Raw genomic sequence first — 14569 nt, 5'->3', positions numbered from 1 at the left:
GCCGAACGCCGCCCCGGTGAACACCGGGGCGGCGCCCTGGAAAATGCGCGGAGGATTCGCGGAGGATTCAGGGCGTCGAGAGCGCAGTGCCCACGCGCCCTCCAGCCCTTGCAAAGGTCAGGCGACGGCGGAGGTCAGGTCCTGGCTGCGGATCCACTCCGTGAGGTCCGCGCCCGGCATGGGCCGGGCGTAGTGGTACCCCTGGGCGATGTCGCACCCGAGGTCGCGCAGCGCCGCGACGTGGGCGGCGCCCTCCACGCCCTCGGCGACGACCGTCATGCCGAGGTTGTGGCCGAGCTCGATCGCGCCACGGACCAGCATGGCGTCGTCGCGGTCGGTGTCCATGTGCATGACGAACGCGCGGTCGACCTTGAGTTCGTCGACGGGCAGCTGTTTCAGGTACACCATCGAGGAGTACCCGGTGCCGTAGTCGTCGATCGACAGCTGGATGCCGAGGGCGTGCAGCTCGTGCAGGGTGGAGGTGGCCAGGGCCGGGTTGGCCATGACCGCGGACTCGGTGACCTCCAGGCGCAGCAGCGTGGCGGGCACCTCGTGCTCGGCGAGCATCACGGCGACCTGATCGACCAGGCTGGCGTCCAGCAGGCAGCGGGGCGACAGGTTGACCGCGACCGGAATCTCCAGACCGGCGTCGAGCCAGGCACGGACCTGGGACAGCGCCTGGTGCAGGACGTACCGGGTGAGGCGGTTGATGAGGCCGGTGTTCTCAGCGACGGGGATGAACTCGCCGGGGGCGATCGGGCCACGGGCCGGGTGCCGCCAGCGCATGAGGGCTTCGACGCCGCACAGCTCGCCGCTGCCGAGGCGGACCTTCGGCTGGTAGTGCAGGCTCAGTTGATCGGTGGCGTCCAGGGCGCGGCGCAGGTCCCCGAGCAGGACCAGCCGGCTGCTGGCCTCGGTCTGCAACGTCGGCAGGTAGGCCACGACGCCGTTCTTGGTGTCTTTGGCCGCGTACATGGCGACGTCCGCGCAGCGCAGCAGGGCCTCCGCCGTGCCCGCGTCCGTCGGGGCGTGCGCGACGCCGACGCTCGCCTCGACGTCGACGATCACGTCACCGAGGTCGAAGCTGCGGTGCAGCTCCTGCTGCAGGCGCTGGGCGAGGTCGGTTGCCGCGCCGGCGTCGGTGCCGGGCAACAGCACGGCGAACTCGTCGCCGGCCAGGCGGGCCACCGTGTCGCCGGCGCGGACGGCGGCGGCGGCCCGCGCGGCGACCTGGCGCAGCAGCTCGTCGCCGTAGTGGTGGCCGAGGGTGTCGTTGACCTCCTTGAACCGGTCCAGGTCCAGCATCAGCACCGACGCGGTGACCTGGGTGTCGATCGCCTCGGCGGTGCGGGTGATGAACAGGCTGCGGTTCGGCAGGCCGGTCAGCGGATCGTGCAGGGCCTGGTGCTCACTGGCCGCCGCCTGGCGCAGCAGTCGGCGCTGGTAGCCGGCCGCAAGGAGTGAGAACCAGGCCAGCCCGGCCAGCCCGACGGCAAACGTGCAGATGGTGGCGACGAAGACCACCTGCTCGACGTCGTCGAGGCGGTCGGCGGCACGGGCCGCGTTGGCGGTGTGCTCGGCGGCGGCGGTCTGCACGAGGTCGTCGATCGCCGCGGACGCCGGGTCGATGACCGTCAGATCGATCCGCTGCACCAGCACGAAGTCGTGCAGGTCGACCGCGTTGAACAGGTCGTTCATGCCACCGCGGTACTGCGTCTGCAACGTCGCGACCTGGGCGGCGAGCGCCCGGTCGTCGCCGTCGCCGCGGGCGCGGATCTTGACGACGGCGGCGTCGAGGCGGGCGGCCGCGTCGGCGTGCTCCGCGCGGTGCGCCTTCGTCGGTTCGATCCGGTACTGCTGCTCGGCGATCTTCTCCAATGCGAGCGCGTCATGGGCCTGGTCGTAGGCGTCGGCGAGCAGGGACGCGGTCCGGGCCTCCCTGGCGGCGTGCCGAGTGGCGACGGAGCCGAACGTGCTCACCGCGGTCAGGGCGAGCAGCACCGTGGCCAGCCCGGCCACCGCATACCGCTGCCTGCGCGACCCGGCCACGAACACCTCCGATCGCCGTCTTAGCGCCATGCAGAAGACCCGCTTGCGAACATCGTCGGCTGACGCCAGCCCATCATGATGACCGCGAGGTTGCCATTCGGGTTCAGGACGGTCACGGCGCGCAAGCCTGCACGCCGCAGCGGCTGCCTCAGCCGGCCCTGGCTCATCGCCGACCTGGCCGCCCCTTCGCCGGACGCACCGACCGGGTCCGGCCCAGGGACGCTGAGGCGTGGCGGCCCGGCCTCTGGCAGCGCCCACCAGCGGCTGGGCGACGGCAGGCCGCGTCCCGGTCGACCGTCAGCCACGGCCTCCGGCGGCCTCGGCTCAGCCGCCTTCGGTCTGGTGGATGCGCTCCGAGAGGTTGGTGGACGTGAGGTCGGCGTCCAGGAACGGACCCGACGCCGGCAGGCTCAGGTGCAGGTCGGTGAAGGTGCAGATCTGCATCGTGCCGGCGACCAGCCGGAAGGCCAGGGCATGCCCGCCGTGGGACCGGGCGTCGTCGACGAAGTGCAGGTGGTAGCCGGCGACCGAGACGCCCTGCTCGTAGGCGGGCATCCGGAATCCGGCCAGGGTCCCGGTCACGTCGCGGAAGTCGGTCTCCGCCTGCCCGGCGGTCGCCTCGGTCAGCGGCGGGTAGGGTGCGGTCTGCTTCCGGACGGTCCGGGTCCGCACCGAGCTGAACGTTCCGGTGATCCGGATCCCGTAGATGAGGTTCTCGCTGCGGAGGTTCGTGTCGATGACCGCGGTTGCCTCCGCCCGGGTCGCGGGCGCGGTGACCGGGATCGTGATGTCGGGCGTGAAGTGGGCGACCGCGGCGAAGGGGGTCCGGTCGGTGGTGGCGGCGACCTGGACGCTGCCGTCCGCCCGCAGGTGGTGGCAGACGCCGTCGAGGATGACCATCTCGCCGTCGAGTTCGTTGAACGTGCCCAGGCCGAAGTCGCCGTGGGTCAGCAGTTCGCCGATCGTCACCTCGCCGTCGTAGATGCCGTCCAGCAACGCTCCCATGGTTGAGGACTGATACACCTCCCTGGCCCGACCGGCGTCGTGCCGGGCGCCCACGCCGCCGAAACGGTGCGCGAGCACGGTCCTGGCCCATCGGCGGAACCCGTCGTCGGCGTGCCGTGTCCCGGCCAACGTCGCTCTCCTGACGCTCGAGCGCGGCTACTCGAAGAGATCCGCGTGCAGTTCGGCGGCGAGGTCGGTGTTGTGGCTGTAGTCGACCGGCACGTCGATGATCGACGGGCCGTCCTCGTCCAGTGCCTGGCGGAGCGCGGCGGTGAACTCCTGTTCCGTGCTGACCCGGTAGCCGTGCGCACCGAACGCACCGGCGTACCTGACGATGTCGTAGTCGCCGAGCACGACGCCGGACCTGCGGCCGTACTTCAGTTCCTCCTGGAAGCCGACCATGTCGTAGCTGTTGTCCCGCATGATCACGTGGGTGAACGTCAGGCCGAGCCGGGTGGCTGTCTCCAGTTCCTGTGCGGAGAACAGGAAGCCTCCGTCGCCCGAGACCGACACGACCTGGGTGCCGGGCCGCACCAGGCTCGCGGCCATGGCCCATGGCATGCCGACGCCCAGCGTCTGCTGGCCGTTGGAGAACAGCAGGTGCCGGGGCTCGTAGACCCGGAAGTGCCGGGCCATGTAGATGGAGTTGGAGCCGACGTCACAGGCCACGGTCGCGTTGTCGTCGAGGAGTTCCCGCAGGCTCAGCACGAGTGCCGCGGGGTTGAGCCCGCGGGCCGTGTGCGCTCCCGCCCGGGCGGCGTCGTCGATCGCGCGCAGCGCGCGCCGCTGGTCGGCGATCTCGGTGGTGAACGCATCGGCCACCCGCATCCCGGACAGCGATTTGGCCATGTCGGTGAGTGTGGCTGCCACGTCGCCGCGCAGTTCGACCGCCGGCTGGTAGGCGGTGTCGATGCCCGCGGGCACGGTGTCGACGTGGATGATCGGACGGTCCGTGCCGGCGTTCCACCGTGCCGGGTCGTACTCCACCTGGTCGAATCCGACCGTGATCACCGCGTCCGCGCGGGCCAGGATCACGTCACCCGGCTGGTTGCGGAACAGTCCGACCCTGCCGACGTAGTGGTCCTCCAGATCGTGTGAGACCACGCCCGCGCCCTGAAAGGTCTCGATCACCGGGAGCCCGGTGTCGCTGACCAGCCTGCGGATCGCGGCGCAGCTGTCCGGGTCGGCGCCACGTGCCCCGACCAGCAACGCCGGCCGCTGCGCGCTCCGGATGATCTGCAGCGCACGCTGGACCTCCTGGTGCGGCGCGGCGCCCAGGGTGGCCGGTGGCACGGCCTTGACGGGACCGGTGGAGGTCAGCTCGGCGAGCACGTCCATCGGCAGGACCACGGCGGCCGACCCGCACGGTGCCGTGGCGGCCGCGCGGAACGCGTTGACCACGGTCTCCAGCACGTCGTCCGGGTGATCCACCTCGCCGGTGAACTTCGTGACCGTGGCGAGCAACGCGGCGGCGTCCATCGACTGGTGCGTGCGTTTGAGCCGGTCCGCACGGCTCACGGCCCCGCACAACGCGACCACCGGATCCTGCTCGGTGTTGGCGGTCACCAGCGCCGTCGTCAGGTTGGCGGTGCCGGGTCCCGACGTCACCAGCACCACGCCCGGCACACCGGTCAGCCGGCCCATCGCGGCCGCCATGAACGCCGCGTTCTGCTCGTGCCGGCACACCACCAGTTCGAGACCCGAGTCCGTCAACGCGTCGAAGACGGCGTCGATCTTCGCTCCCGGGACGCCGAAGACGTAGCGCGTCCCCGCCGCCCGGACCGCCTCCACCACCCGGTCGGCACTGCGAACCGGCACCCGGACTGTCGCACCCATCATCGGCCCCCATCCGACCAGACTCACCGCGTCCAGCACGGCGCGGACTGTTGCACTGCCTACGCTCACACCATTCGGGGTGACGGTGCACGCGCCCTTCGCAGGACGAGACGGATGATCGCGAGCGACCGCGCCGCCTCGGCGAAGGCGGCCGCGGTGGTTCTCCGCGTGCGACGGCATCCTCGGCGAGGTCATCGAACGTGTCATAGCCTGGTGGCGCCCGAACCGGCGACCCCATGGAGGCGGCATGTCCATCACCGTCGCGCTGGTAAAGCTCGAACGCTGGTTGCGGGTGCACGCCCCGGCGAACGCCGCGACGCTCGCTCCAGCCGCGACGCTCGACCGGCTCGACCACACGGCCTCGGTGTTCGGCCGCCCGCTGCCCGCCGACGTGCAGCGGCTCTACCTCTGGCACGATGGCACCACCGCGGCCGTCGACCGGTTCGAGATCTCCCCGTCCCGCTATTTTCTCCCACTGGCCGGCCCGGCGCTGCGATGGAGTTACGCAGGCGACTGAGCGCCAGGCAACCCGAGAAGGGGGCCCGGCCGGGCCCCCTCCGGTGTTCAGCTGGCGTAGGCCTCGAACTCGTAGATGCGGGCGGCGGCGTCGGTGTTGCTGGTCGGTGTGATCACGTTCAGCCGCAGGTAGCGGGCGTTCGTCGCGGCGAACGTGTGCGTGCTGACGTTGGCCGTGTTCCCCCGCGGCGAGGAGACCGTCGTCCACGTGGTGCCGTTGGTGCTCACCTGGATGTCGAAGTCACGCGTGTTCCACGCCGCGTTCTCCCCACCCGCCCCGGCGTGCCGGATCACGACCCGGCTGACCGACTGGCTGGAGCCCAGGTCGACCTGCCACCACTTCGACGCACCTACCGAACACCACTTGTCGGCGTTACCGCCGTTGACCGTCCCGTTCACGGCCTTCGCCGGCGCCTCCGACGCCGCGCACTGGCTGTCCGCGGTCGCGGTCTTGTTCAGCGCCAGGTTCGACGGCGGCGCGCCGGTGGTCGTCGCGGTCACCGCGTTCGAGGCGCCGGAGCGGTTGCCGGCCGCGTCCCTGGCCACGACGTAGAACGTGTAGCCGGTGCCCGCGGCCAGGCCGCCGACCGTGAAGGTGGTGCCGGTCGGCGAGCCGACCAGGACGTCGGTCGCGCCGTTCTCCCGGAACACGTCGTAGCCGCTGACCCCGACGTTGTCGGTCGAGGCGTTCCAGGCCAGCGCGATGCTGCTGGACGTCGTCGCGGTCACCCGGTTGTTGCCCGGCACCGTCGGCGGCGTGGTGTCCCCGCCCGGCAGCTCCTTGATGCGGACGTTGCGGAACGACACGTCGTCGCCCGTGCCGTGGTTCTGGATGCCGATGTACCCCTGCACCAGCGAACGCGCCGGCACGGTGTTGGTGAAGTCGTTGATGAGCCGGCCGTTGAGGTACACGCGCAGCCGCTCCCCCTCGACGAGGATCTCGTAGGTGTTCCACTCGCCGGGCGGGTTCAGGGCGGCGTTGCGCGCGGCGAGGTCGGCGGACTTGAAGCCGTAGATCGACCCGGTGGTCCGGTCGTCGGTGTCGGTGGCGTCGATCTGGATCTCGTATCCGTTGTTGATCGCCGAGTTCGGGTCGGTGCTGGCCGGGAAGCCGACGAAGATGCCGGAGTTGTCGTCGCCGGGCATCCGCCAGTCGAGCTTCAGCGAGTACGCGCGGAACTCCTTCGCCGAGTACCACAGCAGGCCCAGGCCGCCGACGGAGGTCAGGGTGGCGTCGCTGTTGGTGAAGCTGCCCGGGCCGGCCTGGGACCAGCCGGTCGTCGCGCCGTTGTACAGCGTGGTGTATCCGGTCTCCGGGCGGCAGTCGGCCTTCGTCTTGCCGGCCGCGTACCGGATGCCGCCGAGGAGCTGGTTGCGGAAGTTCGCCTCGGTGTAGGAGGCGATGGTGTGCCCGAGTCCGGTGTAGAACGACCGTCCACTGTCGATGGTCTTGCACCAGGTGATCGGGTGGTCCGCGCCCATGGTTCCGCCCGAGTACGAGCTCTCGTCCAGGTTCGCCAGGACGCGGGCGGTCGAGCGCGGGTTGGTCTGGTAGTTGTACAGCTCGTCGGTGCGGGTCCAGACCTGCGGCAGGTGCGCGGTCGCCGCGTGCGCGCGGTTCTCGACGCGGACGTTCACCTGCTGGATCGCCGGGTGCGACGCGAAGTACGCACCGACCAGCGTGCCGTAGAACGACCAGCCGTACTCGGTGTCCGCCGCCGCGTGCACGCCGGCGTAGCCGCCGCCACCACGGATGTAGGACTCGAAAGCGGTCTCCTGGGCGGCGTTGAGCACGTCGCCGGTGGTGTTGAGGAACACGACCGCCTCGTACTGGGCGAGGTTGGCGGTGGTGAACGCGTTGGCGTCCTCGGTCGCGGTGACGGTGAAGTTGTTGGCGGCGCCCAGGTCGCGGATCGCCTGGATGCCGGCGGGGATCGCGTCGTGGCGGAAGCCCGCCGTCTTGGAGAACACCAGCACGTCGTAGGCGGTGTCGGCGGCCTGGCTCTGCGGGGCGTGTGCCAGGGCGAGCAGCGCCGCCGTGACCGTGGCGACGCCGAGCACTCTGCGGAGAATCATGATCTGCTTCCCTTCGGCGGACCCGAAATGGGCGGAGCGGGCCGGTGGGCGGAGCCGGAGCCCCGCCCACTGGGACCTCAGCTGGCGTAGGCCTCGAACTCGTAGATGCGGGCGGCGGTGTCGGTGTTGCTGGTCGGCACCAGCACGTTCATCCGGACGTACCGGGCGTTCGTCGCGGTGAACGTGTGGGTGGTGACGTTGGCGGTGTTCCCCCGCGGCGACGCGACGGTCGTCCAGGTGGTGCCGTTGGTGCTCACCTGGATGTCGAAGTCACGGGTGTTCCACGCCGCGTTCTCCCCACCGGCACCCGCGTGCCGGACCACCACCCGGCTGACCGACTGGCTGGAGCCCAGGTCGACCTGCAGCCACTTGGTGGCGCCCACCGAGCACCACTTGTCGGCGTTGCCACCGTTGACCGTGCCGTTCACGGCCTTCGCCGGCGCCTCCGTCGACGCGCACTGACTGTCCGCGGTCGCCGGCTTGTTCAGCGCCAGGTTCGACGGCGGCGGGCCGCCGCTGTTGATGGTGAACGAGTCCACGTCGAACAGCGCCCCGGAACCGCCGGTGAACACCAGGAACAGCGTGGTGGTGCCGGACGGCAGGTTGGACAGGTTGCCGGTGACGTTCGTGAACGTCTCGAAGCTGCCGGTGTTCGGCACCGCGGCGCTGCCGAGCAGCGTGCCCGTCGCCGAGCCGGCGCGCAGCGACAGGGTGCCGCCCGGGCCGCCCGAGGAGACCCGCGCCGTGAACGAGGTGGCGCCGCTCAGCGCGTACGGCGTGAAGCTGATCCACTCGCCGTTCTGGATGTCGCCGACGGTCCGCCCACCCTCGGCGGTCGCCTTGTCGAACAGCCCGACGCCGGACATCGCCCCGAAGTGCTCGGCCTGCCGGTGCCGCGGCTGGGTGATGCTCTGCTTGTGCGTGGTGATGCCGCCGTTGTCGGTGTACTCGGCGTCCCACACCCCGAAGACGTTCGCGGCGGCGTCGTGCTCACCGTCGACCGGTACCGTGATCGTGCCGGAGCAGCCGGTCTGCGACGTGATCTGGTGCGCGTGGCTGTCGTGGCCGAGCAGGTAGGTCATGCGGACCCGGCTGCAGTTGATCGTGCCGTCCTCCGGGTCGGTGACCTGGATCTGGTACGGCACCGTGTCGCCGAAGCTGAACAGCTGTCCGTTGACCGGCGTGATGATGTTGACCGTCGGGGCCGTGTTGCCGACGCTGATCTGCACGCTCGCCGTCGCCGACGCCGGTGGGTTGGCGTTGTCCCGGACGGTCAGCGTGGCCGTGTAGGTGCCAGCGGTGCTGTACGTCTTCGTCGGGTTGGCCGCCGTCGACGTGGTGCCGTCGCCGAACGCCCACGAGAACGTGATCGGGTTGCCGTCCGGGTCGCTGGATCCGGCGGAGGAGAAGTTGACCGTCAGCGGCGCGGCGCCGGACGTCGGGGTGCCGGCCGCGCGGGCGATCGGTGCGCGGTTGGTGCCCCGGCCGATGTACTCGATGCGGTACAGCGCCGAGAACGAGTCCGGGCTGCCGAACCCGGTGCCGTAGTCCAGCACGTACAGCGCGCCGTCCGGGCCGAACGCCATGTCCATGACCTGGGTGCCGGTCCACGGGAAGCCGATGATGCTGCCCGGCGAACCGTCGCCGTTGACGTGCACGGTCTTGATCCAGCGGCGGCCGAACTCACCGGCGAAGTAGTGCCCGTCGAAGTCGGCGGGGAACTTCACCGTCGACGGGTTCGCGGCGTCGTAGCGGTACACCGGGCCGCCCATCGGCGACTCGGAGCCGCTGCCGAACTCCGGCGGCGAACCGGCGTCACCGGCGTAGCGGATCCACGACGGACGCGCGGCCGGCAGCGTGCCCAGGCCGGTGTTGCGGAACGAGTTGTTCGTCGGGCCACCCGTGCAGTTGTACTTCGCTCCGGTCGCGTTGGTGGCGAAGTTCCACTCGTTGTAGGTCTCGTTCGTGGTGTTGGTGCCGGTGCAGTACGGCCAGCCGTAGTTGCCCGGCGACGGCACCCGGTCGAACTCGACCTGGCCGCTCGGGCCGCGGGTGGCGCTGGTGGTGCCGGCGTCCGGCCCGTAGTCGCCGACGTAGACGACGCCGGTGGCCTTGTCGACGTTCATGCGGAACGGGTTGCGGAAGCCCATCGCGTAGATCTCCGGCCGGGTGTTGGCCGTGCCGGGCGCGAACAGGTTGCCGGACGGCACCGTGTAGCCGCCGCCGGTCGCGTTCGGTTTGATCCGCAGGATCTTGCCCCGCAGGTCGTTGGTGTTGCCGGCGGAGCGCTGCGCGTCGTAGGCCGGGTTGCGGTCGGTCCGCTCGTCGATCGGCGCGTAGCCGGCGGAGTCGAACGGGTTCGTGTCGTCGCCGGTCGTCAGGAACAGGTTGCCGGCCGCGTCGAAGTCGATGTCGCCGCCGACGTGGCAGCACATGCCCCGGTCGGTCGCCACCTCGATGATCATCGCCTCGCCGCTCAGCGCCCAGCTGGTGCTCAGCGTGAACCGGGACAGCCGGTTGACGCCCCGCCAGGTGTTCCAGGTCGCGGCGGTGCCGGTGGCCGGGGCGTCGCCGCCCGGCGTCGACAACGGCGGGGCGTAGTACAGGTAGATGTACCGGTTGCTGGCGAAGTTGGGGTCGACGGCGACTCCCTGCAACCCCTCCTCGTCGTGCGTGTACACCGGGATGTTCGCGACGACCGACGTGGTGCCGTTGACGTCGGTGCGGCGCAGCGTGCCGTTACGCGCCGTGTGCAGCACCGAGCGGTCGGGCAGGACGGCCAGGGTCATGGGTTCGCCGACCTCGGCGACCCCGCGGGCGAGCTCGACCTGCTGCCAGTCGGCCGCGTTGATGGCGGTGTGTGCCTCGGCGGGCGGCGCTGTGACCACGACGGTCGCCGCCCAGGCGGCCATCAGCACAGCGGTGGCGTAAATCCATCGCCGATTTGGAATATTTCGATGTCTTGGGTACTGGTCCACGACGTGCATGCGGCGCTCCTTCCCGGACCGACAGGCCCGGTGGCGTGCGGCGGAGGGGTGCGACGGGGGGTGTGCGGCGGAGGTGCGGCGTGGGGCGGCGCTCACATGGCCGGCGGCGGGACCGGCACGGGCGGCATCGGTGGCGGACGGACGCGACGCCTCGACATCGGCGGACTCCTTCACATGCGGGAGGAGCGCGCCGACGCACCTACGGTGACAGCGGCCCGTGCCCGATCACCCGGGATTGCCGCTGTCGCTGACGACTGTTGCAAGAAGGCTGCCGAACTGTCAACACTTTCATCGGATGAATGGTGCCGGTTCGACGCCTGAACGCGCCCTAAAGCCGATCTTCGCCGTCATACATCGGTGGTATTGCCGATCCCATGGAGACCGGGTGATGCCTGCCGGAAGACGTCGACAGAGGTCGTGGATCGCCGCCGGAACGGCGATCCACGACCAGGTGCGGGCGGATCAGGCCTTGGTGATGCGCACCGAGGAGATCGCGTCGTTGTTGCCGGTGTTGATCATGTTCGGGTTGTCGGCGGTGAACGTCCACTGCGTCCCGGCGAAGCCGCTGTGCTGGAACCCGGCGACGGTCCAGCCGGACGGCACCCGGATGGAGGAGACGCTGTCGTTGGCGATCCCGGCCGCCTGCAACTGCCCGAGGTCGTAGTCGCCGACGCCGAGCGTGACCGCCGAACCGCCGTAGTTGATGTCGCCGTAGAACGTCGGGCCACCGGTGGGCTGGCTGCCACCGCCGATGCCGAGGGTGGACGCGGTGCCGGACAGCGACTTCACGCCGTTGTTCTGGGTGCCGGTCAGCGTGGTCGCCGAGTACGCCGACAGCAGCTTCGCGGTGCGCTCCACGACGTAGTTGGTGTTCGCCGCGGTGGCGAAGCTGATCTCCGACGCGGTCGAGGTGGTGATGATCGCGTTGTCGGAGGTCCGCCGGACCCGGACCTGCTGGGTGCCCCACGGGTTGACCACCCGGGCCTGCTTGCCGTGCAGGCTGCGCAGGCCGACGTACTTGATCTCGCCGCCCTCCCGCTCGGAGGAGACCAGGAAGCCGTCCTTGGCCAGCAGCGTGAACTTGCCGGTGAAGCCGCCGAACGTCGGCGCGGCGGGGAACACCCGGATCTTGTCGTTGTAGCTCTGCATCAGCGCCTCGTTCATCGCCACCAGGTGGATGCCGAGGTACTCGAAGACGCCGTTGGTGTTGTTGGTCATGCCGTTGGGGTAGTTCTGGTAGCGCTGCAGCATGGTCTTCATGCCGTTGAAGGTCTGGTCACCGAGGCCCAGCCGGGCCGCCTGGGCGTGGTCGTTGGCCCACACGTTGCTGTACGGGTTCGGCCGGCTGTTCCACGTGTTGAGCGCGGTCTGGTAGTCGCTCGCGCCGATGCCGGTGCGGTCGTACGGCCAGATCAGCTCGGCGGACACGTTCTCGCCGTTGCGCTGCTGGGCCGGCGCGGGCGGGTCGTGCGGCAGCCAGGCGCCGTTGGAGACCTGGTACGGGTGCATCCGGTTGACCAGGTCCTGCCACTGGGTGCGCAGCCCGCTGTCGACGTTGAGGTCGGTGGCGACCTGGATGGCGATCGGGGCCAGCAGGCGCACCGCGGCGAGGTCGGTGATCGCGTTGCGCACGTCCCAGTAGGTCTCGTGCGCGTTCGAGTTGGGCATGACCCACTCGTTGTTCTGCAGCTGGAACCGGTTCTGGTAGAAGCGCAGCACGTCACGCATGTACGGGTAGACCGTGTTCTGCAGATACGCGGTGTCGTTGGTGTACCGGTACTGCAGGTACATGTTGTACGCGGCCTCGGTGCCGGTGGAGTAGATGTCGTTGACGTAGTCGCTGCCGACGGTGCCGCGGGCGTTGCCGTCCCAGCCCATCGTCTCCGGCACCCACAACGCGTTACCGACCCCGTACCGGGTCTGCGTGTACGACGTCAGTGCGGCCTGATTTCGACTGTAGAGGCGGTTGAACGTCGACATCATGTCGGCATGGTTCGATGCCAGGAACGAGTTGTAGACGTCGCGCTGGTTCCAGTACCAGTAGCCGTTGGACCACTTCGTGTTGTCCTGCGTCGCGCGGAAGACGCCGTTGATGAAGTGCACCGGGTAGTTGCCGAAACCACCGGCGGCGATCATGTAGGTCGACAGGTAGTAGGCGTTCTCCAGGTAGTCGGCGTCGTTGCTGCCGCCGTACTGGACGAACGACCTGCCCCAGAAGCTGTGCCACCAGTTCTTGTAGTTGGTGAACGTGTTGGCGTAGCCGGTGCTCTTCACCGAGGAGAGCTGGTTACGCGCCGCGGTGACGGAGTCCCGGTTCGGCGCGTTGATCCGCGACGCCGCCGTGAACCAGATCGTGTAGCTCGACGACGGCGTGATCGTCAGCCGGACCCGGGTGCCGTTGACCGTCGATGACGTGTAGCCGGCGCCCTCCACCGACGCGGCGAGGGTGTAGCCGAACCCGTTGGGGTCGGCCTGGCCGCGGGAGATGCCGATGCCGCCCGCGTCGGCGAAGGTCGACGCGGTCTTCCAGGTGGTCAGGTTCGGCACGTCGGCGGAGTTGGTGACCGCGTTGAGGTCCCACAGGCTCAGCTCGAGGGTGATGTTCGAGACGCCCGACCGGGTGTCGTCGACGTGGATGCCCATGACCTCGGAGTTGGGCGAGCCCATGATCGTGACGGTGCGGTTGGTGTCGTACTTCGTCGTCAGCGTGCCGTCGTACAGCGACAGCCGCTGCTGGAACGTCGAGTAGCCGGTGTTCATCGCCGGCGTCGTGGTGAGGTTGACGTTGCCGGCCGCGTACGCCGACTGCTCCGACAGGTCCACCCCGGACACCTGCATCGAGAGCTGGTTGGCGTTCCAGACCATCGCGCCGGTCCGGCCGTTGCCGACGGTCAGGCCGTAGAGCGGGTTGGTGTTCGGTGAGTTGTAGACCACGTCGTGCTTGGACAGGTACGAACCGTAGTTCACATCCAGGGTGCCGGAGCTCGAGTTGAACGCGGCGTCGGTCGTCGAGGCGTTGGCGGGCCTGGACTGGACGACCGTGTACAACAGCGTGCCGGCCAGTGTGGCGGCGGCGACGACGGGCATGAGCGCCCGGCGCCAGGCGGTGGGGGACATCGCGGCTCCTTGTCGGACTACGTGAGACCGATGACGCAGGAATCAGGGATCGCCGAAGACCCCGGCATGTCGCGCATCCCGGACGATCAGGGCGGGGTATACATGGGATGTCTTGCGATCGGCGAGCGCGAGCCTTGGCGGCAATCTGGCGGGCGAAGGCCAACCTGTGGTGCGTCTGGCGGTCGCACCGATCGACGGGGTACGGACATGCTCGGCGAAACATAGGATGACCGCCCGGCCGCTGTCAATACGGGCGGCCAACTCCGGCACACTCGACCAACCCGGCCGGACAACGCACTCACCGAGATGACCGAGACCGGACGAGATCGTTACGGTCCGATGTGACGGTTTCGTCAGCGTCAATGTCTCGGCGATGGGATGCGAATGTTCTCGACAACCGCCCGGGCCCGGCCGGTGCCCACGTTCGCCCTGTACGGACTGCTCTGGGCGCCCTACCTCGCCGCGATGCCCGTCCTGTGCGACGCGGCCGGCGGCCCCGGGCGGCTCGGCACCGTCCTGCTCGCCTGCGGCCTCGCCACCCTGCCCGCGATGTTCGCCACCGGGCGGCTGCTGGGGCGGTTCGGGCTGCGCCTCGGCCGCGCCGCGGTCGTCGGGTTCACCGTCCTGGCCCCGCTGCCGGTCCTGGCCGCGACGGCCGGGCCGGCCGCCCCGGCGGGGGTGCTGCTGGCCGCCGTCGTCCTGTTCGGCGTCGGCACGGGCGCCTGCAACGTCGCCGCCGTCGGGCTCGCCGCGCACACCGAGCGCGTGCCTGGCCGCCGGACGATGAACCGGTCCCACGCCGCGTTCAGCGGGGCCCTGCTCGCCGGCAGCCTCGCCGGCGGGGCCGCGGTGGCCGCCGGGGTGTCACCGCTCGTCGTCGCCCTCGCCGTGAGCGCCATCGTGCTGCCGGTCGCCGCCCGCCCGTTCCCCGCCACCGCGCCACCCACGCCGTCCGCGCCTTCCCTGCCTTCCCTGCCTTCCGT

At 70.0% G+C, this 14569-nt stretch carries 8 protein-coding genes; 2 read left to right on the top strand and 6 right to left on the bottom strand.

Annotated elements, in window-relative coordinates:
• Window positions 1-117 precede the first annotated feature (117 nt).
• The 3 genes from Dsi01nite_RS19660 to alsS form a co-directional block, all read right to left on the bottom strand.
• Window positions 118-2079 carry a putative bifunctional diguanylate cyclase/phosphodiesterase gene (locus Dsi01nite_RS19660; RefSeq protein WP_203847656.1) on the bottom strand — a complete coding sequence of 654 codons (1962 nt, stop codon included), beginning with the start codon at window positions 2077-2079 and terminating at the stop codon, window positions 118-120.
• Between the two features lie 294 nt (window positions 2080-2373).
• Window positions 2374-3183, bottom strand: a complete 810-nt coding sequence (budA, locus tag Dsi01nite_RS19655; protein ID WP_203847655.1) for an acetolactate decarboxylase — start codon at window positions 3181-3183, stop codon at window positions 2374-2376.
• Window positions 3184-3210: 27 nt separating this feature from the next.
• Window positions 3211-4872, bottom strand: a complete 1662-nt coding sequence (alsS, locus tag Dsi01nite_RS19650; protein WP_239136009.1) for an acetolactate synthase AlsS — start codon at window positions 4870-4872, stop codon at window positions 3211-3213.
• Between the two features lie 265 nt (window positions 4873-5137).
• Between alsS and Dsi01nite_RS19645 the strand changes: the two genes are divergently transcribed.
• Window positions 5138-5407 (top strand): SMI1/KNR4 family protein, encoded by a 270-nt coding sequence (locus Dsi01nite_RS19645; RefSeq protein WP_203847654.1) that lies wholly within the window; start codon window positions 5138-5140, stop codon window positions 5405-5407.
• A gap of 47 nt (window positions 5408-5454) precedes the next feature.
• Here Dsi01nite_RS19645 and Dsi01nite_RS19640 read toward each other — a convergent pair whose 3' ends face one another.
• The 3 genes from Dsi01nite_RS19640 to Dsi01nite_RS19630 form a co-directional block, all read right to left on the bottom strand.
• Entirely contained in the window at window positions 5455-7482 is a 2028-nt protein-coding gene (locus Dsi01nite_RS19640; RefSeq protein ID WP_203847653.1) for a ThuA domain-containing protein, read from the bottom strand.
• Between the two features lie 77 nt (window positions 7483-7559).
• Window positions 7560-10394 carry a PQQ-dependent sugar dehydrogenase gene (locus tag Dsi01nite_RS19635; RefSeq protein WP_239136017.1) on the bottom strand — a complete coding sequence of 945 codons (2835 nt, stop codon included), beginning with the start codon at window positions 10392-10394 and terminating at the stop codon, window positions 7560-7562.
• Between the two features lie 537 nt (window positions 10395-10931).
• Window positions 10932-13586 carry a glycosyl hydrolase family 95 catalytic domain-containing protein gene (locus Dsi01nite_RS19630; protein WP_203847651.1) on the bottom strand — a complete coding sequence of 885 codons (2655 nt, stop codon included), beginning with the start codon at window positions 13584-13586 and terminating at the stop codon, window positions 10932-10934.
• 384 nt (window positions 13587-13970) lie between these two features.
• Here Dsi01nite_RS19630 and Dsi01nite_RS19625 point away from each other — a divergent pair.
• A partial coding sequence (locus tag Dsi01nite_RS19625; RefSeq protein WP_505661191.1) for an MFS transporter occupies window positions 13971-14569 on the top strand: 599 nt, incomplete at its 3' end.

It is taken from the genome of Dactylosporangium siamense (assembly GCF_016862795.1).
Classification (GTDB): domain Bacteria; phylum Actinomycetota; class Actinomycetes; order Mycobacteriales; family Micromonosporaceae; genus Dactylosporangium; species Dactylosporangium siamense.
Note: the sequence above shows the minus strand (reverse complement) of the source record. Positions and strands in the feature narration are given on the sequence as shown.

Coding starts and splice junctions, on each gene's coding strand:
- Dsi01nite_RS19630 (WP_203847651.1), bottom strand. CDS start 13,586: ATGTCCCCCACCGCCTGGCGCCGGGCGCTCATGCCCGTCGTCGCCGCC.
- Dsi01nite_RS19635 (WP_239136017.1), bottom strand. CDS start 10,394: ATGGCCGCCTGGGCGGCGACCGTCGTGGTCACAGCGCCGCCCGCCGAG.
- Dsi01nite_RS19640 (WP_203847653.1), bottom strand. CDS start 7,482: ATGATTCTCCGCAGAGTGCTCGGCGTCGCCACGGTCACGGCGGCGCTG.
- Dsi01nite_RS19645 (WP_203847654.1), top strand. CDS start 5,138: ATGTCCATCACCGTCGCGCTGGTAAAGCTCGAACGCTGGTTGCGGGTG.
- Dsi01nite_RS19660 (WP_203847656.1), bottom strand. CDS start 2,079: ATGGCGCTAAGACGGCGATCGGAGGTGTTCGTGGCCGGGTCGCGCAGG.